Annotated in this window: 15 protein-coding genes and 1 pseudogene; 10 read left to right on the top strand and 6 right to left on the bottom strand. The window is 72.4% G+C overall.

The window, feature by feature from the left end; all coding sequences use genetic code 11:
• Nucleotides 1–56: 56 nt before the first annotated feature.
• Nucleotides 57–1,340 carry a hypothetical protein gene (locus SNA_RS27395; RefSeq protein WP_044367115.1) on the bottom strand — a complete coding sequence of 428 codons (1,284 nt, stop codon included), beginning with the start codon at nucleotides 1,338–1,340 and terminating at the stop codon, nucleotides 57–59.
• 210 nt (nucleotides 1,341–1,550) lie between these two features.
• On the opposite strand from SNA_RS27395, the gene SNA_RS27400 reads away from it, so the two are divergent.
• Genes SNA_RS27400 through SNA_RS27410 form a run of 3 tightly spaced genes read left to right on the top strand, consistent with a single transcriptional unit; the run spans nucleotide 1,551 to nucleotide 4,035 of the window.
• Entirely contained in the window at nucleotides 1,551–1,982 is a 432-nt protein-coding gene (locus SNA_RS27400) for a MarR family winged helix-turn-helix transcriptional regulator (RefSeq protein ID WP_030067754.1), read from the top strand.
• Nucleotides 1,979–3,421 (top strand): MFS transporter, encoded by a 1,443-nt coding sequence (locus tag SNA_RS27405; RefSeq protein WP_241779859.1) that lies wholly within the window; start codon nucleotides 1,979–1,981, stop codon nucleotides 3,419–3,421. The genes SNA_RS27400 and SNA_RS27405 overlap by 4 nt, the downstream gene beginning before the upstream one ends.
• A 59-nt stretch (nucleotides 3,422–3,480) precedes the next feature.
• A complete protein-coding gene (locus tag SNA_RS27410) occupies nucleotides 3,481–4,035 on the top strand; it encodes an isochorismatase family protein (RefSeq protein WP_030067756.1) in 555 nt (184 codons plus the stop codon).
• A gap of 24 nt (nucleotides 4,036–4,059) precedes the next feature.
• Here SNA_RS27410 and SNA_RS27415 read toward each other — a convergent pair whose 3' ends face one another.
• Together SNA_RS27415 and ggt are read right to left on the bottom strand one after the other, a co-directional pair.
• A complete protein-coding gene (locus tag SNA_RS27415) occupies nucleotides 4,060–5,514 on the bottom strand; it encodes an amidase (RefSeq protein ID WP_044367122.1) in 1,455 nt (484 codons plus the stop codon).
• Nucleotides 5,515–5,665: 151 nt separating this feature from the next.
• Nucleotides 5,666–7,483, bottom strand: coding sequence for a gamma-glutamyltransferase (ggt, locus tag SNA_RS27420; RefSeq protein ID WP_044367124.1), 1,818 nt, complete (start codon nucleotides 7,481–7,483; stop codon nucleotides 5,666–5,668).
• Between the two features lie 148 nt (nucleotides 7,484–7,631).
• On the opposite strand from ggt, the gene SNA_RS27425 reads away from it, so the two are divergent.
• Nucleotides 7,632–8,375: a hypothetical protein gene (locus SNA_RS27425; RefSeq protein ID WP_030069591.1), complete on the top strand. Its 744-nt coding sequence runs from the start codon at nucleotides 7,632–7,634 to the stop codon at nucleotides 8,373–8,375.
• A 55-nt stretch (nucleotides 8,376–8,430) separates the two neighbouring features.
• Nucleotides 8,431–9,531, top strand: coding sequence for a calcium:cation antiporter (locus SNA_RS27430; RefSeq protein WP_030069593.1), 1,101 nt, complete (start codon nucleotides 8,431–8,433; stop codon nucleotides 9,529–9,531).
• A gap of 303 nt (nucleotides 9,532–9,834) precedes the next feature.
• On the opposite strand, the gene SNA_RS27435 is transcribed toward SNA_RS27430, so the two are convergent.
• Entirely contained in the window at nucleotides 9,835–10,572 is a 738-nt protein-coding gene (locus tag SNA_RS27435; protein WP_030069595.1) for an SDR family NAD(P)-dependent oxidoreductase, read from the bottom strand.
• A 249-nt stretch (nucleotides 10,573–10,821) separates the two neighbouring features.
• Here SNA_RS27435 and SNA_RS27440 point away from each other — a divergent pair.
• Nucleotides 10,822–13,095: pseudogene (locus SNA_RS27440) on the top strand (MMPL family transporter).
• 172 nt (nucleotides 13,096–13,267) lie between these two features.
• Complete coding sequence (ligD, locus tag SNA_RS27445) at nucleotides 13,268–14,251, top strand: non-homologous end-joining DNA ligase (protein WP_030069597.1); 984 nt, start codon at nucleotides 13,268–13,270, stop codon at nucleotides 14,249–14,251.
• Between the two features lie 95 nt (nucleotides 14,252–14,346).
• Here ligD and SNA_RS27450 read toward each other — a convergent pair whose 3' ends face one another.
• A complete protein-coding gene (locus SNA_RS27450; protein WP_052808999.1) occupies nucleotides 14,347–15,147 on the bottom strand; it encodes a hypothetical protein in 801 nt (266 codons plus the stop codon).
• A 74-nt stretch (nucleotides 15,148–15,221) separates the two neighbouring features.
• Between SNA_RS27450 and SNA_RS27455 the strand changes: the two genes are divergently transcribed.
• Nucleotides 15,222–16,274 (top strand): glutathione S-transferase family protein, encoded by a 1,053-nt coding sequence (locus SNA_RS27455; RefSeq protein ID WP_044367126.1) that lies wholly within the window; start codon nucleotides 15,222–15,224, stop codon nucleotides 16,272–16,274.
• A 100-nt stretch (nucleotides 16,275–16,374) separates the two neighbouring features.
• On the opposite strand, the gene SNA_RS27460 is transcribed toward SNA_RS27455, so the two are convergent.
• Nucleotides 16,375–16,719 (bottom strand): hypothetical protein, encoded by a 345-nt coding sequence (locus tag SNA_RS27460; RefSeq protein ID WP_044367128.1) that lies wholly within the window; start codon nucleotides 16,717–16,719, stop codon nucleotides 16,375–16,377.
• Nucleotides 16,720–16,943: 224 nt separating this feature from the next.
• On the opposite strand from SNA_RS27460, the gene SNA_RS27465 reads away from it, so the two are divergent.
• Nucleotides 16,944–18,548, top strand: coding sequence for an alpha/beta fold hydrolase (locus SNA_RS27465; RefSeq protein WP_030069605.1), 1,605 nt, complete (start codon nucleotides 16,944–16,946; stop codon nucleotides 18,546–18,548).
• A 50-nt stretch (nucleotides 18,549–18,598) separates the two neighbouring features.
• Nucleotides 18,599–19,075, top strand: coding sequence for a hypothetical protein (locus SNA_RS27470; RefSeq protein ID WP_030069607.1), 477 nt, complete (start codon nucleotides 18,599–18,601; stop codon nucleotides 19,073–19,075).
• Nucleotides 19,076–19,086: the final 11 nt, after the last annotated feature.

Genomic DNA, 19,086 nt, shown 5'->3' on the forward strand with positions numbered 1-19,086 from the left:
ACGGTGGCAAGACCATCTCCCAGCGCGGCGCGTCCAGGCCGGACAGGCCCTAAGGCTCAGCGGTGGGCGGTCCGCAGGGCGTGGGCGATATCGCTGTGGCGGTGCGGGGAGACGCTCTCGGCCGCCGCCAGCAGCAGGGGCCCGAGGGCGTCCGGTGCCACCGCCTCCGCCGCGGCCGCCTCCTCGGGCGTACGGGACCGTACGAGCGCGGCCAGCAGCTCCAGGGCCTGGGCGCCGCGGTCCCGGTCGAGCAGCGCGAGCGCGGTCTGGGCCACCTCCACGACGGGGCGGGAGACGGCCTGCCGCAGCAGCGCGGCGCCCTCGGCACCGCGGTCCGCGGCGGTCAGCGCATCGGCGGCCGCGGCAAGCCCGTCGGGCGGCAGACAGGCCGCTTCCCACAGCAGGGTGGGGACGTCGAAGGAGAGTCCGGCACGCTCCAACTCCTCGATGAGCAGGGGGAGTTCGGGCGCCGGGCGGTGGGCGGCGGCGCAGAGTTCGGCGTAGGCGAGGCCGCCGTCGCCGGTGGCGCGGAGGCGGGTCAGACGGGAGACGGCGGTGGCGGCGGCGACCCGGTCCTGGGCGGCGGCCCCGGGCGGCGGGGAGTCGGCGGGGCCGCCGCCGCCGTCGTCCGACCTCTTTCCCCAGGCGCCAGCGAAGCGGGCGCCGCGCGGGCCGGCCCCCTGGGCGGCGGCCGGCGCGGGGAGGTGCACGGATTGCTCCGCTTCCGCCGCCTCCTCCGGCGCCTCCTCCGTCACCTCCAGCCCGGCGAACCGGGCGCCGCGGGGACGCGCGGGCCGCTTGGCCTTCCGCCGTCCCGCCCGCTCCCGCACGCGGGTCTCGACCTGCCCCAGCGCCTCCAGCCGGGCCCGCAGCTCACCGGCCCGGGAGGCCGCGCGGGCATGGTCGCCCCGCGCCCAGGCCAGATCCTCGGCAAGCCGCGCCTGCGGCGGGTGCGCGGTCCGTGCGGCCTCCTGGAGTTCGCGGGCCCGCTGCGCCGTGCGCCGCTCCTCGCGCACCATCGCCGTCAGCCGTTCCTCCAGCGCGGGGCGGCTGCCCGGACGGGAATCGACGTCGGCGACCGCCTGTGCATGCAGCCGCCGGGCCCGTGCGCCCGCGGCGCTCGCGCCCTGTTCGTCCGGCAGCTCCGCGAGGTCGTACAGCAGCGACTCCACCACATCCCACGGCGGCACCTCCCGCCCCTCCAGGCAGGCGCGCAGCCCGTCTGGGTCGCGCCGGGCGAAGACGCCGTACCACCCGGTCTCCGGATCGAGCCGCCAGGCAAGGCCCGTGAGGAAATACGCGAACTCCTGGACTGCATCGCGGGGTTGAGCCCCTGACATGCCTTCGCCTCTCCCGCCTCGCCCGGAGTTCTCGCCTTCGTCCGCATCGCACACCGCCGATGTTTCGACGAGGGCGACACCGCGCTACAGGCGGGTTACGGACCGCGCACAAGCTCCCCCGGCACCCGCGAAAACAAGCCAGGGAAACACAACAGGCAAGCTTGCAAGATTGCCTTGCAAGTTTCCCTGTCGACTACTTATCCTCACCCCATGCCCGACACGAACCAGGAACGCCTCGCAACGGATCTGGGCGCGACCGTGGCCCTGCTGATGCGACAGCTGCGCGCCGCCTCCCCGCAGGGCGAGCTCAGCCCCACCCAGCGCGCGGTACTCAGCCGGATCGACACCGACGGGCCGGCCACCATCGCGGCACTGGCCCGTGCCGAGCTGGTCCGTCCGCAGTCCATGCGGGTGACGGTGGGCGCGCTGGAGGAGCGCGGGATCCTCTCCCGCAGCCCGCATCCGACCGACGGGCGGCAGGTCGTCTTCTCCCTCACCGAGGAGGGGCGCCGGACGCTCACGGCCATACGACAGGCCAAGCACAACTGGCTCGCCGTGGCCATCGCGGAGCGACTGACCCCCGAGGAACAGCACACCCTCACCACGGCGACCGAGCTGCTGCGACGGCTGATGCAGCAATGAGCGGGCCGAGCCGTTCCCTTGACCCCGCCGGCCTCGCGGGCGTGCCCGACGCCGCCGGGCAGGCCCCCGACAACGCACCGCACCGGGCCTTCGGCGCCCGCTTCATGACGCCGTTACTCCTCGGCTCCCTGCTCAACCCGGTCAACTCCACGATGATCGCCACCGCGCTGGTGACCATCGGCCGCACCTTCCACGTCGGGCCGGCCGGCACCGCCTCGCTGCTGTCCGCGATGTATGTCGCCAGTGCGGTGGGACAGCCCTTGATGGGGCGGCTGGCAGACCGCATCGGTCCGCGCCGGGTGTTCCTCGCCGGTGCGGTGGCGGTCTGCGCAGCGGGGCTCATCGGGGCGCTGGCCCCCACCTTCACCCTGCTGATCGTCTCTCGGGTCGTGCTCGGCCTCGGGACGGCCGCCGCCTACCCCGCCGCGATGGCGATGCTGCGCGCCGAATCGCGACGGACGGGCCGGCCCACCCCTCGTACCGTCCTGGGGCGGCTCTCGCTCGCCGCGCTGGCCAGCGCCGCCCTCGGCCCCACCCTCGGCGGCCTGCTCGCCGCGACGGCGGGCTGGCGTGCGGTCTTCGGGATCAATGTGCCGCTGGCGGTGCTGACACTGGGGTGCGGGCTGGCCTGGCTGCCCCGCGACGAAAAGATCCCCCGCGCCGACCGGGACCCGGCCGCGTCCGCCCTCGACCCCCTGGGCATCGCACTGTTCGCCGGGACGCTCACCACCACGATGTTCTTCCTGCGGGACCTCGCGCACCCCCAGTGGCCGCTGCTGGCCCCCGTCGCCGTCCTGACGGCCGTGCTGGCCTGGTGGCAGCTACGGCACCCGGCCCCCTTCCTCGACCTGCGGATGCTCGCCCACAACGGCGGGCTGCTGCGCACCTACCTCCGCCACGGACTGACGTATCTCGTCATCTACTGCGTGCTCTACAGCTTCAGCCAGTGGCTGGAAGAGGCGCACGGCTACTCGTCCTTCCACGCCGGGCTGATCATGCTGCCGATGTCGGGAATGGCCGCCTTCTGCGCGCTCGCCGGCGCCCGCACGAAGGGCATCCGCGCCCCGCTGACCCTGACGGCGGTGTGTCTGACGGCCGGCGGTGCGGCGCTCCTCGTCCTGCACGGCACCAGTCCGCCGGCCCTGCTGCTGTGCGCCGGGGTGCTGATCGGTATCCCGCAGGGGCTGGCGTCCACCGGCAATCAGGCCGCCGTCTACGCCCAGGCCCCTGCTGACGGCGTCGGCGCGGCCGCCGGACTCCAGCGCACCGCCCAGTACCTCGGCGCGCTCACGGCCTCCAGCCTGATCGGCCTCCTGTATGGGCAGCGGGCCACCGACTCCGGCCTGCACCACATCGCCCTGACCGGCATCGCCCTCGGTGCGGTGCTGTTCCTTCTCACCGTGACCGACCGCGCCCTGCGGACAGGTACCGGAACCTGACCATGTCCCTCAACTCACCTTCCCACCAGGCAAGTTCACCCCACCCTTTGGAGCTTCCGATGACCGCCACCACCCTCGACCCCCAGACCGCCCTGGTCCTGATCGACCTCCAGAAGGGCATCGCCGCGCTGCCCGGCGCCCCGATCCCCTCCGACGAGGTCATCGGGCGGGGCGTCCGGCTGGCCGCCGCCTTCCGTGCGCGCGGTCTGCCGGTCGTGCTGGTGAATGTCACCGGCGGCGCCCCCGGCCGTACGGAAACGTCGCTGCGCGGCGCCACGCCGCCCGCCGACTGGGCCGAGCTCGTGCCCGAACTCGACCGGCAGCCCACCGACATCACCGTCAGCAAGCAGCACTGGGGCGCCTTCCACGGCACCAGCCTGGATCTGGAGCTGCGCCGCCGCGGTGTCACCCAGATCGTGCTGGCGGGCATCGCCACCAGCATCGGCGTCGAGTCCACCGCCCGCGCCGCCCATGAACACGGCTATCACGTCACCATCGCCACCGATGCCGTCACCGACTTCGACGAGGCGGCGCACCGCAACAGCCTGGAGAAGATCTTCCCGCGGCTGGGCGAGACCGACAGCACCGAGGCGATCCTCGCACTGCTGGGCTGAGCCCGCCGGGCGCCCGGACGGCCGTCACGCCACGGCGGCCGGCCGGCGCTCCTGCCAGCGCAGATCGTCCTGGAGCTGCGCGGCCAGCGAGATCAGCCGGGGTTCGCCGTGGGCGGGGCCCAGCAGCTGGGCGCCCAGGGGGAGGCCGTCGGTGCTGAAGCCGGCCGGGACGCTGACGCCGGGCCAGCCCAGGACGTTCCAGGGCCAGGCGTAGGGGCAGGCGGCGATCATGGCTTGATCGGTGCGCCAGCCGCTGAGTTTGGCGAGGGTACCGATGCGGGGCGGCGGGGTGGCCGTGGTGGGGGTCAGCAAGACGTCGTAGGGGCCGAAGAGGGCGCCGATACGGCGTTGTTGGCGTCGTTCGACGGCGCGGGCGTGGCGCAGGACGGGGCCGCCCAGGAGGCGGCCCATCCGGACGGATTCGCGGGTGCGGGGGTCGAGCAGGCGGGGGTCGGGGACGCGGGCGGCCCATTCGCCGACGCCGGCGGTGGCGCGGGGGACGAAGGAGAGGCCGACCAGGCCGTAGTCGGGTTCGGCCTCCTCGACGAAATGGCCGAGGCGGGCCAGCGTACGGGCCATCTCGGTGACCGCGGCGCGCACTTCGGGGTGCAGCTGTTTGCGGGTGAAGGTGAGCGCCGGTTTCCAGGACAGGGCGATGCGCAGCCGGCCGGGGTCGCGGCCGGCGGCCTCGCGGGCGGCGATGGCGGGCGGGCGGTGCAGATCACCGGCGTGGTTGCCGCTGGCGACGTCCAGCAGGAGCGCGGCGTCCTCGACGGTGCGGGCGAGCGGGCCGATGCCGGTGATGCCCTGGAACGCCTCGGCGTCCGGCCAGGTGGAGATGCGGCCGCGCTGGGGTTTGATGCCGATGAGATGGGACCAGGCGGCGGGGATACGGACCGAGCCGGCGCCGTCGGTGCCCAGCGCCGCGGGGACCAGACCGGCAGCCACCGCGGCGGCCGAGCCGCCGGAGGAGCCGCCGGGGGTGTGGTCGAGGTTCCAGGGGTTGCGGGTGTCGCCGAAGGCGGGGCCCTCGGTGAACGGCCACTGGCCCAGTTCGCAGGCGTTGGTCTTGCCGACGATGACGGCGCCGGCCGCGCGCAGCCGCCGGACCACCTCGGCGTCGTGCTCCTTGGGCGGGAACTGGCCGGCACAGCCGAACGCGGTGGGCTCGCCCGCCACGTCGGTGTCGTCCTTGACCGCGACGGGCACGCCCAGGAGCGGCAGCCGTTCGCCGGCGGCCAGCCGCCGGTCGGCGGCCGCGGCCTCGGCCAGCGCCGCCTCGGCCCGTACCCGCCGGAAGGCGTTGACGGTGGGCTGGGTGGCCTCGATCCGTTCCAGGGAGCGGCGGACCAGCGCGGTGGAGGTCACCCGCCCCTCGGCCAGCGCCCGCGCCTGGTCGGCGAGCCCTTCGGGTGCTCCGTCCGGCGATGCGGCGCGGCCGGGCCCGGTTCCGCTGTCACGGCTCTCGTCAACGCTCACGGTGCGCGCCCTCCCTGGGACCGTTCTCGGCGAACGGTCCCAGGAGGTTAGTGGGCACCGCCGTGGCCAGCAACGACGCCGCGCGGTGGGCCACATGGACGTAACACGGACGGCACAGCGGGCTCCGGCGCCGGGTGCGTTCGGACATGTCCTAGGGCCGGACGACCATGGCCGAGCCGCCGCCGCGGCGTACCTTTTCGGCCGCCGCCAGCCAGCGTCCGCCCGGCAGCGGCTGGATGCCGGTCGCCGCGCCGATCTCCGGGTTCTGTTTGAAGGTGTGGCCGACTGCCTCCAGTTGGCGGCGGAGCGGGCTGTTCCACAGGGCCGGTTCGAGTTCGGTGGCCGTCGCGTTGCGCTGGCTGGCGCGCGGGGCGGCGATGGAGTCCACCAGGGGCATGCCGCGGTCGAGGAAGTTGACGAGGGTCTGGAGGACGGTGGTGATGATGGTGGCGCCGCCGGGTGAGCCGAGGGCGACGACCGGCTTGCCGTGGCGCAGGACGACGGTCGGGGAGATGGACGAGCGCGGGCGCTTGCCCGGGCCCGGCAGGTTCGGATCGTGTACGGCCGGGTCGGCCGGCGCGAAGGAGAAGTCCGTCAGCTCGTTGTTGAGCAGGAAGCCGCGGCCGGGGACGACGATGCCGCTGCCGCCGGTCTGCTCGATGGTGAGGGTGTAGGCAACGATGTTGCCCCATTTGTCGGCGACGGTGAGATGGGTGGTGTTCTCGCCCTCGTAGGTGGTGGGGGCGGCCTTGTCCGCGCTGCGGCAGGGCTCGGGACGGCGCGGGTCGCCGGGGGCGAGCGGGCTGGTCAGGGCCTTGTCGTCGCGGATGAGGCAGGCGCGGGAGTCGGCGAAGCGCTGCGAGGTCAGGCCCCGGGTGGGGACGTGCTCGTAGGCGGGGTCGCCGACCCAGCGGCCGCGGTCGGCGAAGGCGATCCGGCTGGCCTCGATGTAGCGGTGCAGATACTGCTTTTCGGTCAGGCGGGAAACGTCGCTCTTCTCCAGGATGTTGAGCGCTTCGGCGACGCTGGTGCCGCCGGAGGAGGACGGAGCCATGCCGTAGACGTCGAGGCCGCGGTAGCGGGTGTGGGTGGGGGCCTGGCCGAGGGCCCGGTAGCCGCTCAGGTCGGCGGCGGTCAGGTCGCCGGGGCGTACGTGACGGCTCGATCCGGAGCGTACGGGGGGCTTGCGCACGGTCCGTACGATGTCGCGGCCCACGTCGCCGGTGTAGAGCGAAGCAACACCCTTGTCGGCCAACTCGCCGTAGGTACGGGCGAGATCGGGGTTCTTGAGGGTCGAGCCGACGACCGGGAGCTTGCCGCCGGGGAGGAAGAGGCGGGCGGTGGCGGGGAAGTCGCGGAAGCGGGCCTCGTTGGCGGCGGTCTGCTGCCGGAAGGTGTCGTCGACGGTGAAGCCGTCCCGGGCCAGTTTCCGGGCGGGGCCGAGCACCTGGCCGAGCGAGCGGCTGCCCCACCGGCGCAGGGCGGTGTCCCAGGTGGCGGGCGTGCCGGGGGTGCCGACGCTGAGGCCGCTGGTGACCGCGTCGTTGAACGGGATGGGTTTGCCGTGGTCCAGGAAGAGGTTCTGGTCGGCGGAACGCGGGGCGGTCTCGCGGCCGTCGAGGGTCCGTATGGTGTGCGTTCCGGCGTTGTAGTAGACGAAGTAGCCGCCGCCCCCGATGCCCGAGGAGTAGGGCTCGGTGACGCCGAGGGCGGCGGCGGTGGCCACCGCGGCGTCCACGGCGTTGCCGCCTCTCTTGAGGACGGCGATACCGGCGGCGGAGGCGTCCGCGTCGACGCTGGCGACCGCGCCGCCGTGGCCGATGGCGAGGGGGGTCTTGGCGGGCGTGGCGGTCTGGTGGGGTGCGGGGACGCGGGGCGGGGCGGACTGGGCGGCGGCCGGGGCCGCCAGCAGGGAGCCGGCCAGTGCGGCGGCCGCCCCCCAGGAGGTGAGGCGTCTGACGTTCGGCATTCCGGGGTGACCTCCAAGACATGCGCGGCGGGGGCCCGGAGCCTACTCGCGGAGGGGCGGCCACAGCAGAGGGCAAACCCGGGCAAGCCCTCCCACTCCCCCGCCCGGCCTCGAACGCATACCCGGACAGCCGCTACGCTCGCCCGCCATGGATGACACCCTGATGCTCCTGACCGCGGCGGTCGTGGCCCTCCTCGTGGGCCTGGCGGCCGGCTGGGCCGTGCAAGCGGCGGCGGCCCGCCGGAAGCTGACCCGCGAACAGAGCTTCTTCGGGCTGCCGGACGGCTCGGAGTGCGTGCTGGTCACGCACCGGGACAACGCCACGGCCCACTGGAGCATCCCCCGCCATGACGCGCTGGCGCTGCTCGGGCTGGCCGGGGTGATCGAGAGCTGCGGTGCGCACCCGGAGGTCGCTCCGCATGACACCGGTCTCCAGGGGTTCGGCGCCCGCACCGAGTTCTGTGTCGGCGATCCCACGGCGCACCGGCGGCTGGGGGCCCATGTGGCCAATCTGCTGCCGGGCGTCTCGGTGCACCCGGGCGACGAATCGGGTGCGGGCCGGGGCACCTTCACCATCGGCGGTACGGCGTACCGGATGGAGCCGGGGGCCGTCGAGTACGTCCTGCTGGCGCGGCTGACGGCCGGTGAGGGCGAGCGGCCGGTGTTCCTGGCGGCCGGGCAGCGTCCGGTCACCCACCGGGCGGCGGTACGGCATCTCGTGCGCAACCGGGGCGCGCTGGCACGCAAGTACCGTTCCGGCGGCCAGTTCTGCCTGCTGCTGAAGGTGGTGAACTCGCAGGCGTACGGGCCCGATGTCGTCGAGCTGGTCGCCGATGTCACCAAGGCCGCGCTGTCGCCCGCGGCTGCGAAGGGGCACCGGGCGGCGGCCTGAGGGGCGCGGCGCGCCCGGCGGGCGGCCGCGGGCGGGATCTGTAAGGCTCATGGGCATGAGCGCCCGTCTGCGTGCCCTGCTGCTGCACTGGACCGGGGCGGTGCCGGTCCTGGCGGTGGTGCTGCTGGCGCTGAGCTGGGGGCGGTCGCTGCCGGTCGCCTTGGTCGTACTGGTCTCGTGCTTTCTGGCGGGGTCGGTGCTGGCCGCGGTGCACCACGCCGAGGTGATCGCGCACCGGGTGGGCGAGCCGTTCGGGTCCCTGGTCCTGGCGGTCGCGGTGACGATCATCGAGGTGGCGCTGATCGTCACGCTGATGGCCGACGGCGGCGACAAGAGCACGGCGCTCGCCCGGGACACCGTCTTCGCGGCCGTGATGATCACCTGCAACGGCATCGTCGGGCTGTCGTTGCTGGTCGGCGCCCTCAGGCACAAGGTGGCCGTCTTCAACGCCGAGGGCACCGGCGCCGAGCTGGGCGCCGTCGCGACCCTGTCCGGCCTCAGCCTGGTGCTGCCGACCTTCACCACGAGCACGCCGGGGCCGCGGTTCTCCACCACGCAGCTGGTCTTCGCGGCGCTCGCCGCCCTCGTCCTCTACGGCCTGTTCGTCACCACGCAGACGGTCCGGCACCGGGACTACTTCCTCCCCGTGACCGCGGCCGACGAGGTGATCGAGGCCGACGAGCACGCCGAGCCGCCGTCCCGCAGGAGGGCGCTGGCCGCGGTCGGGCTGCTGGCGCTGGCACTGGTCGCGGTGGTCGGGCTGGCCAAGGCGGTGTCGCCCACCATCGAGTCCGGGGTGGCCGCGGCCGGTCTGCCGTCCTCCGTCGTCGGCATCGTGATCGCCCTGCTGGTCCTGCTGCCGGAGACCATCGCCGCCGTACGGGCCGCGAAGCGTGACCGCGTCCAGACCAGCCTCAACCTCGGCCTGGGCTCGGCGATGGCGAGCATCGGCCTGACCATCCCCGCGGTCGCGGCCGCCTCGGTCTGGCTGCCCGGTCCCCTGTATCTGGGCCTGGGCGCCACCCATATGGTGCTGCTCGCGCTGACCGTCATGGTGGGCACGCTGACGGTGATCCCCGGCCGCGCCACTCCGCTTCAGGGCGGGATGCATCTGGCCCTGCTGGCGGCGTACATCGTGCTCGCGGTGAGCCCCTGACGCGCCCCGGGTGACGACTGTCACCCGGGGCGGGCGGACCGCATCACCCCTCGATGGTTTATCGTTCAAACGGGAGCACCGCGGAAACCAAATTCCGATTACCTCCCCCACATACCGCCCCGGCCGGAACCCCCCGTTCGGCCTGGGGCCCGCCCCGGCCGAAATCCCCCGTTCGGCCGGGGCCTCCTCTTTTCCGGGGCCGGGCTGCGCGCGGCCCCGAGCTTTCCCGGGGCCCGCGCCCGTTTTCCGGGGCCCGCGCCCGTTGCGCTCGGGCCGAGCCCATCGCCCCGGTGCCGCGCCCGGTCACCTCAGATGCGAGGCCCCGTTGACGTCCAGCACCGCGCCGGAGGACCAGACCGCATCGGGCGAGGCGAGATAGTGCACCGCGGCGGCCACGTCCTGCGGGGTGGCCACCCGGCCGAACGGACTCTGCTGCCGGACCTCGTCGGTGATCCGCTCCGCGACCCGCTCGGTGCCCACGAATCCGGGCGCCACCGAGGCGACGGCGATCCCGTACGGCGCCAGGTGCACCGCCAGCGACTGCCCCATGGCATGCAGCGCCGCCTTGGACGCCCCGTACGCCGGATGGTCCGGCTCCCCCCGGAAGGCTCCCCGCGAGCCGACGTTGACGATCCGGCCCGCCACCTCCCGCTCGATCATGTTCCGCGCCGCGCAGTAGCTGAGGTGCGCCGCGCCCAGCACATTGACGTCCACGATCTGCCGCCAGGCGTGCTGCCACTCCTCGAACGACGTGCGGTCCAGCGGGTGGGCCGTATTCGCCGCGGCATTGTTGACCAGCACATCGACGCCGCCGAGCCCCTCCACCGCCGCCTCGACGACCGCGGCCGCACCGTCCGGCGTGGCGACGTCCCCCTGCACCAGGACATGCCCGCTGCCCGCCAGCCCCGCGAACGCCGCCTCGGCCGCCTCGCGTCGCGACCCGTAGTGCAGCGCCACCCGGTCCCCGCCCGCGGCGAACCGCTCCGCGACCGCCCGACCGATCCCCCGCGAACCCCCCGTCACCAAGACCGCCCGGCTCATGCGCCCTCACCCCTGTCCGTGTCCGCCACTGAATGATCATGACCATGGTAAGGATCACGGCCATGGCATGGAGGGCGGAGGAGGCCGGGGACCCGGGGGGGGCATCACCCGTCTCCCCGTGTGGACATGCCGCACCGGCGCACCCCGCGTTGAATGCTGAGTGTCGGATGCGCTCTGTTCATGCCGCCCCTTCCCGGGGCGGCATGGAGCGCCCTCCGAAGGCCGCGCCGCTCACCGTCGGGAGCACGCATGCCGACGCCGAAGGCTCCAGCCGGTCCCCGCCGCCCGGGTGTGCTGCGGCCCCTGGGCGAATGGTGCGCCCGGCACGCCGTCCTGGTCATCGTGGCGTGGCTGGTCGCCCTGGCCGGCATCCAGGTCCTCCAGCGCGCGTACGGCGGCGACTACTCCGACAACTTCACGCTCCCGGGCAGCCGGTCCCAGCAGGGCAGCCAGGTCATCACGGCGCATGAGCCCACGGCGGGCGGCTACAGCAGTCAGGTCGTGCTGCACGACGCCCGGCCTTTGACGCACTTCAGCGGCCAGATCGGCGACACCGTCACCGCCCTGGGCAAACTCCCGGACGTGCTGGCGGTACAGAACCCGCTCTCGCCGCCACAACAGCAGCCGGGTACCCACCAGCAACCCACGCCACCACCGAAGCCGCCCCCGGGGACGCCGAACGTCGGTCCGGTGTCCACCGACGGCCGCACCGCCTACCTCACCGTGCGCTTCAGCGTGCCCCCCTCGACCCTGCACCCCGACTACCTGAACGGCGTCGACCGCGCCGTACGACCGCTGCGCTCGGCGGGCGTACAGGTCGAGTACGGCGGGCCGCTGGGCGAGCGGGCCCGGCCGCGGCCCGACGACCGGGTCAGCGAGGCGATCGGCTTCGGGGTGGCGATCCTGGTGCTGCTGGCCGGCTTCGGCAGTGTGCTCGCGGCCGGCGTGCCGCTGCTGACCGCACTGATCGGCGTCATCTGCGGCCTGGGCCTTCTGGGGCTGATCGCCGCGGCCTTCACCTTCGCCACCGTCTCCCCCACCCTGGCCACCATGATCGGCCTCGGGGTGGGCATCGACTATGCGCTGTTCCTGCTCACCCGGCACCGGCAGAACCTCATGGACGGCATCGATCCGCCGACCTCCGCGGGCCGGGCCAATGCCACCAGCGGCCGGGCCGTGCTCGTCTCCGGCTGCACCGTCGTCATCGCGCTGACCGGGCTGGCGGTCTCCGGTGTCGGCTTCATCGGCAAGCTCGGCGCGGCGGCCGCGATCACCGTCGTCACGGCCGTGCTCGGCGCGCTCACCCTCGTCCCCGCCCTGCTCGGGCTGATCGGCCGCCGTATCGACCGGCTGCACGTCCGCAGACCCGTCGCCGAGACCGGCAGCCCGCCGGGCGAGGAGGCCCAAGGCACCTGGCACCGCTACGCGGGGCGGGTGGCGCGGCGGCCGTGGCGGTTCCTGGCGGGCGGGGTGGCCGTCGTCGCGGTCCTGGCCGTCCCGCTGTTCTCGATCCAGCTGGGCCATATCGACGACGGCGCCGATCCGACGTCGTTCACCGACCGGCGGGCCTTCGATCTGCTCTCCGCGGCGTTCGGCCCCGGCTCCAACGGGCCGTTGACACTGGTCATCGACGAGAGCCGGGTCCCGCAGGCGGACCGTCCGGCGCTTGCGGCGCAGGCCGGAAAGGCGCTCACCGACGTACCGGACGCGGCGCTGATCACCCCGCTGTCGGCCGGACGGCGACGTCCTGATCGCGACCGCGTACTCCGACCGCGCCCCGCAGGACGCGGCCACCACCCGCCTCGTCAACCACCTCACCGATGACGTCCTGCCCCGGGCCGTACGGGGCACCGCGGCACGGGCTACGTCACGGGCACCACGGCCGCCCAGGTGGACTTCCTCGACATCGTGGCCGAGCACCTCCCGCTGATCATCGCCGTGGTCGTCGGCCTGGCGTTCCTCATCATCCTGATCGTCTTCCGGGGCGTGCTCGTCGCCGTCAAGGCCGCGGTGCTCAACGTCCTGTCGATCGCCGCGTCGTACGGCGTGGTCGTGGCCGTCTTCCAGTGGGGCTGGGGCGGTCCCGCCCTCGGCGTCCACGGGACGGTGCCGATCGAGAGCTATGTGCCGATGATGATGTTCGCGATCGTCTTCGGTCTGAGCATGGACTACGAGATCTTTCTTCTCTCCCGCGTCCATGAGGCCTGGCTGCGCACCGGCGATCCCACGGGGAGCGTGGCGCACGCCCTGGAGATCACGGCCCGGGTCATCACCTGCGCCGCACTGATCATGGTGAGCGTCTTCGCCGCCTTCATCGTCAGCGACACCATCGTGGTCAAGATGCTCGGCCTGGGCCTGGCGGTGAGCGTCCTGATCGACGCCACGGTCGTACGCCTGCTCCTGGTCCCGGCCCTGATGACCCTCCTGGGCCGCGCGGCCTGGTGGACACCCCGCTGGCTGGACCGCGCCTTGCCGCATGTGTCCCCGGAGGGGGAGAACGCCGGGGCCCCGGGCGGGGAATAACGTCCCGCCCCGCCCCGTTCTTGGCCCGCAGGGGGCCTTCCCGTCCCCTAGGGGATCCGTTCGACTGACCCTTACGGGTTTCTCACGGCCCCCACGGGTCCCCCAGGCCCCGCTCCCCCCACGCCCGCCCGCCCGCCTGGCCACCGGCCCCGTATCCCCCGATCATCGACATATGGCCCCGCATATGGCCCAGACCGCCGCCTCCGGGTTCCTCCCGTACCCCGAGATCCGGCCGATGCTGGCCACCGTCGGCCCGCTGCCCGCCGAGTACGAGCAGGCGGCCTGGGCGTTCGAGGCCAAATGGGACGGGGCGCGCTGCATCATCAGCACGCCGGGGGACGGGACGCTCCGGCTGGTCACCCGGGCGGGCAACGACGCGACCACGACCTATCCCGAACTGGCCGGGCTCGGTGAGCAGCTGCGCGGCCGGCCCGCGGTACTGGACGGCGAGGTCGTGGTGCTGGACGCGCGGGGGCGGCCGGACTTCGGGCTGCTCCAGCGGCGGATGGGGGTGGTCAATCCGCGCCGCACGGCACGGCTGGCCATGGAGATTCCGGTGCACCTCGTCCTGTTCGACGTGATGCATCTGGGGCAGTCGCTGCTCGGCGCACCGTACTACGAGCGCCGCGGGATGCTGGCCCAGTTGCAGCTGCGCGGCCCCAACTGGTCGGTACCCGCCCATGTGGAGGGCCAGGGGCAGCAGGCGTGGGAGGCGTCGCTGCGGGGCGGTATCGAGGGGGTGGTGGCCAAGAAACTGCACTCGCCGTATACGCCGGGCGTACGGTCACCCGAGTGGCGCAAGACCAAGCATCTGGTGACACTCGATGTGCTCATCGGCGGCTGGACCGAGGGACGCGGCGGGCTCGCCGGGCTCCCCGGCGCCATTCTGGCGGGCATCGGGGAAGCGAACGGGCTGCGGTACGTCGGCTCCGTGGGCTCGGGCCTGTCCGACCGGGAACGGCGGGATCTCGCGCACTATCTGGGGGTGATCCCGCTGGGCCACTCCCCTTTCCTCAACCCGGTGGACGTCACCGGCGCCCACTGGGTCGAACCCCGGCTCATCGCCGAGATCACCTTCACCGGCTGGACGTCGGCGGGCCGGCTACGACATCCGATCTGGCACCGGCTGCGGCCCGATCTGACGCGTCTGGGCTGATGCCGTAGGCGAGTCGTGGCGCCGTCGTGCTGTCACCGCGAGGCAGGGACGGCTGCCCCTCGGTCACGCAGGCTCAGCAAGCGCTGACCGGCGGCTCACAACGACCGTTCATCGGCAGCTGATTGGCCGCCCGTCGGCCGCTCACGGACGACAGAGTTCGGACGACAGAGTTCGACGGCCGCGATCGACCCGCCATCCTTCTCGTCGTCCGTGCCCAAGATGCCCTCCTTCGAGCCCGGCAGGCAGACGACCGCCTCGACCTTGTGCCCGGAGAAGGTACCGAGCCGGTGCGGCTGGTCGGCCAGGGACACCTTGGCGTCGCCGTCCTTGCCGACGGAGATCTGGCCGATGTCGTAGAGGGCGGAGCCGAACGGGCCGTCGTCGCCCGGGTCCGAGGCGGACGACACGGTCAGCGCGCCGGAGGCGGAGACCTTCACGTCCGAGACGTGACGGACGTCGTTTTCCGGATACGGCGCACTGAATTCCGCGGAATCGCGATGACCGAAGGCGTTCGTGGCCGGGTCCCATTGCGCGGCGGTCAGTTTCGCCGGCCGGTCGTCCTCGCCGCGGTCCGCCCAGACGGCGACGGTCCCGTCCTTTGTGGCGGTCAGCGCGAATCCCTCGTAGTTGCCGTCCGCGGAAATCCCGGGCAACTGAAAGGTGCTCAGAACGTGTGCGGTGCCCTTTTCCACGTGAATGCAGTACGCCGTTCCCCGGCCGGCGAGGGCCACGTACTCGCGGTCCCGGCCCGGTACGGCGTCGATCGCTTCGAGGTCGACGGGGAGTTCTCCGCTCCACTGCACCGGCCGCGACTGCGGCGCGACACTCGGACGGTAACGCACTGCAATCAACCGGTTCTCTTCGGTGTTCTTATTATCGAGGGAGGCGTTCACCATCAAATCCAGGGCCAGATAACGCTATTCCTGGACATATCTCGCCGCCTCGTTGCCGCTTACCTCAAGGAGCCCCCATGCCCCAGCAGCCCACCCCAGCCCCGGACGACCCCAACGCCCTCTTGGGAAGAAAGCCGTTCAAGCGCTCCAAGAGCCACTTCGCCGACCGGATTACCGCCGATGGCCGGTACGGCTGGCCCGTGGAGTCGGGGCGCTATCGGCTCGTCGTCAGTCGCGCCTGCCCTTGGGCGAGCCGGGCCGTTGTCTCGCGGCGGCTGCTCGGGCTGGAGGATGCCCTCTCCCTCGCCATCGCGGACCCGATCCAGGACGACCGCAGCTGGCGCTTCACCCTGGACCCGGGCGGACGCGACCCCGTTCTGGGCATCCGGTATCTCGGCGAGGCGTACGACGCCCGCGAGCAGGACCACCCCGGCGGGGTCAGCGTGCCGGCCGTCGTGGACGTCCCCAGCGGGCAACTGGTCACCAATGACTACCAGCAGATCACCCTGGACCTGGCGACCGAATGGACCGCGCTGCACCGCCCCGGTGCGCCGGATCTCTACCCCGAGCCGTTGCGTGCGGAGATCGACGAGGTCATGACGGGCGTCTATCGCGACGTCAACAACGGGGTGTACCGGGCCGGTTTCGCCGCCGGTCAGGAGGAGTACGACGCGGCTTGCCGCGATGTGTTCCGGCGTCTGGATCTGCTGTCCGAGCGGCTGGCCGAGCGTCGCTATCTGGTGGGCGACAGCCTCACCGAGGCCGATATCCGGCTGTTCACGACGCTGGTCCGCTTCGACGCCGCCTACCACGGCCACTTCAAGTGCAACCGCTTCAAGCTGGCCGAGTCCCCGGTGCTGTGGTCGTACGCCAGGGACCTCTACCAGACGCCCGGCTTCGGCGACACCGTCGACTTCCACCACATCAAGCAGCACTACTACCGGGTGCACTCCGGCATCAATCCGACCGGGATCGTCCCGCTCGGCCCGGACCTCGGCGGCTGGCTGGCGCCGCATCACCGGGAGCAGTTGGGCGGGCGCCCGTTCGGCGACGGGACCCCGCCGGGCCCGGTACCGCCGGGCGAGGAAGTGCCTGCGTCGGGACGTCCGGAGCCCTGGGCCCGTGAGTGACCGAGGAGGGAAGCCCGTGAGCCGGAGGGAGCCGACGAGGACGGCTCGGCTTACTCGCTCGGCCCCAGGCTCGCCGAACGCACCCCGCCCCAGGCTCGCCTCACGCGCTCCGTTCGCGCCCCTCGCCGGCCCCGGAGCCGTCCGCGCTCCCCTCCAGCCAGCGGCCGTGCGCCTCCCAGGCGGCCTGTTTGCTGATCCCCTGGGCGGCGCCGATCTGCGACCACGAGGCACCCAGGGCCCGTGCGGAGCGCACCGACGGCTGGCGCCCGTATGCCGCCTTGCGTGCGATCACTTCACCGAGCGCCAGCATTTCCAACGCCTCGTCCCTGGACAGTGGTTGGCCGTCCGGTTTCCCGGCGAGCGAGTCGCGTAGCCGGAGCGCGTCATAGCGGGCGGCGGCGGTCACGAGGGTGAAATGCCCGTCGAGGCTCTCGGGAGTCAGCATGGGGTCAGGATTTCGTCATGCAGGCTTGACGTCAAACCGGCATGACGACCCGCCCGCCCCCGACAACCATGCCCCCGCACCGCGACGTTACCCAGCCGTAACCTACCGATGGGTTACCAGAGGTAAGGGGTGGACCTTACTCTCCAGTCAACTCGGGCCCCGTACGCCCCACCTGTCCCCGGACAGCGTGCGCGCGGCTCGCATCGAGATCTGGAGCAGAGAAGATGACGCCCTTCCGTACGACGTCCCGTACGACCCTGCGCGCCGCGATCGGCACCGTCTCCGCGGCCATGGTCGCCGGCACCATCCTCACCGTTGCGCCGGCCACCGCCCAGGCGGCGCCGGAGCATCCGGCCGCCGTATCCGGCGCGCCCTCGGTGAAGTTCGTCGACATCAAGGGCGACGGCGGCATCACCCTCAAGGCGAATGTCTTCACCCCCGCGGGCGCCCAAGGGTCCCGGCGCTATCCGCTGATCGTGCTGCCCACCAGCTGGGCCATGCCGCAGATCGAATACATGGTGCAGGCCAAGAAGCTGGCGGAGGCGGGCTATGTGGTCGTCGGCTACAACTCGCGCGGTTTCTGGCAGTCGGGCGGCGAAATCGAGACGGCCGGTCCGCAGGATGTCGCCGATGCCTCGAAGGTCATCGACTGGGCGCTGGCCCATACGCCCGCCGATCCGCACAAGGTCGGCATGGGCGGGGTCTCGTACGGGGCCGGAATCAGCCTGCTGGCGTCGGCATTCGACAAGCGGATCAAGGCGGTTGCCGCGCTCAGCGGCTGGGCCGATCTGATCGGTTCCATCTACAGCGGCCGCACCCAGCATCTCCAGGCCGCGGCGATGCTCGGCGGAGCGGGCGAACTGACCGGGCGCCCCAGCCCCGAACTCCGCAGGATCCTCAAGGACTTCCTCACCTCCAACCTCGCCAGGGAAAAGGACATGATCGCGTGGGGGAAGAAGCGCTCCCCCGCCACCTATCTCGACAAAATCAATGCCAACGGTGCGGCGATCATGCTCGGGAACGCCTGGGGCGATTCGCTCTTCCCGCCCAATCAGTACGCCGCCTTCTACGAGAAGCTGAAGGGGCCGAAGCGGCTGGAATTCCGGCCCGGCGACCATGCGACGGCCGAGGGGCTCGGGCTGTTCGGGCTGCCCAATGACACCTGGACGGACACCAAGCGGTGGTTCGACCACTACCTCAAGGGCACCGACAACGGCATCAACCGCGAGTCGCCCGTTCTGCTCAAGTCCCGTTCCACCGGCGCCTACGAGGGCTACAAGAGCTGGAAGGACGTCCCGTCCGCGCACCGCAGGATCGCGCTGGACGGCAGTCAGCAGATCCACACCCATCTCGACTCCGGCGCCGACGGCGGGCTGATCTTCCTCTCCAGCATGCTGGACCAGTTCTTCCGGCTGCCGCCGATGGCCTCCATGCCGCTGCTGCCGCGCTCGCTGGCCGCAGTCTGGCAGTCCGAACGCTATGAGACCGGCCAGCGGGTGCGCGGGACGACCCGCCTGCACACCACCATGACCAGCACCGCCGAACGCGGCACCGCCATCGCCTATCTCTACGATGTCGGCCCGCTGGGCCTGGGCAAACTGGTCACCCACGCGCCGTTCACCTTCTACGGCAAGACCCCGGGCAAGCCGTTCGGTGTGGATCTGGACCTCTTCTCGACGGCGTACGACGTCCCGGCCGGCCACCGGCTCGCGGTCGTCGTGGACAGCGTCGACCCGCTCTACATCGCGCACAATCCGCACGGCGCCCAGCTGACGTTCTCCTCACCGGCCGGCGATCCGTCGTATGTGTCGGTGCCGGTACGGGACTGAGGGCACACGGCCGCAGGGGGCGGGGGTGGTCGGTCCGGCATGATCGGGGTATGCGAAACCACAGGTCACAGCCGCAGCGCCAGCCCCACCGCGCGACCACCGAGGCCGCCGTCACCGCGATCCGCGGGATTGCGCAGGAGTACGGGCTGGAGCTGACCGTCGCCGACGACATCGGCGCGGACCAGACCTCGCGCCGTACCTCGGCGGGGCTCTTCACCGTCCTGGATGCGGACGGCTCGCTGCCGCATGAGGCGTTCGTGGAGCTGGGCGGGTCGCCCGCCGTCACCGTGCAGCTCTTCCCGGAGGAAGATGCGAAGATCACCGTCGAGGGGGTGGAGTTCGCGGACGTCCCCCGGGACGCGGTCCCGGCTTTTCTGCGGTCGGTGTACGGCGGGCTCGTGCAGGTCAGGCACCGGGTGTTCCCGCCGCGCAGCTGGCTGGTGGTGTCGCTGCCCGGCGACGAGACGTACAAGGAGCTGGTCTTCCCCGGCGCGCTCACGCCCTGGCTCGCCCGCCGGATGCGCTGAGCAGCGCCCCG

Origin of the sequence: Streptomyces natalensis ATCC 27448 (genome assembly GCF_000935125.1) — a bacterium.
Taxonomy (GTDB): Bacteria; Actinomycetota; Actinomycetes; order Streptomycetales; family Streptomycetaceae; genus Streptomyces; species Streptomyces natalensis.

Coding starts and splice junctions, on each gene's coding strand:
- ligD (WP_030069597.1), top strand. CDS start 13,268: ATGGCCCCGCATATGGCCCAGACCGCCGCCTCCGGGTTCCTCCCGTAC.
- SNA_RS27400 (WP_030067754.1), top strand. CDS start 1,551: ATGCCCGACACGAACCAGGAACGCCTCGCAACGGATCTGGGCGCGACC.
- ggt (WP_044367124.1), bottom strand. CDS start 7,483: ATGCCGAACGTCAGACGCCTCACCTCCTGGGGGGCGGCCGCCGCACTG.
- SNA_RS27410 (WP_030067756.1), top strand. CDS start 3,481: ATGACCGCCACCACCCTCGACCCCCAGACCGCCCTGGTCCTGATCGAC.
- SNA_RS27470 (WP_030069607.1), top strand. CDS start 18,599: ATGCGAAACCACAGGTCACAGCCGCAGCGCCAGCCCCACCGCGCGACC.
- SNA_RS27425 (WP_030069591.1), top strand. CDS start 7,632: ATGGATGACACCCTGATGCTCCTGACCGCGGCGGTCGTGGCCCTCCTC.
- SNA_RS27465 (WP_030069605.1), top strand. CDS start 16,944: ATGACGCCCTTCCGTACGACGTCCCGTACGACCCTGCGCGCCGCGATC.
- SNA_RS27405 (WP_241779859.1), top strand. CDS start 1,979: ATGAGCGGGCCGAGCCGTTCCCTTGACCCCGCCGGCCTCGCGGGCGTG.
- SNA_RS27395 (WP_044367115.1), bottom strand. CDS start 1,340: ATGTCAGGGGCTCAACCCCGCGATGCAGTCCAGGAGTTCGCGTATTTC.
- SNA_RS27430 (WP_030069593.1), top strand. CDS start 8,431: ATGAGCGCCCGTCTGCGTGCCCTGCTGCTGCACTGGACCGGGGCGGTG.
- SNA_RS27460 (WP_044367128.1), bottom strand. CDS start 16,719: ATGCTGACTCCCGAGAGCCTCGACGGGCATTTCACCCTCGTGACCGCC.
- SNA_RS27450 (WP_052808999.1), bottom strand. CDS start 15,147: ATGGTGAACGCCTCCCTCGATAATAAGAACACCGAAGAGAACCGGTTG.
- SNA_RS27455 (WP_044367126.1), top strand. CDS start 15,222: ATGCCCCAGCAGCCCACCCCAGCCCCGGACGACCCCAACGCCCTCTTG.
- SNA_RS27435 (WP_030069595.1), bottom strand. CDS start 10,572: ATGAGCCGGGCGGTCTTGGTGACGGGGGGTTCGCGGGGGATCGGTCGG.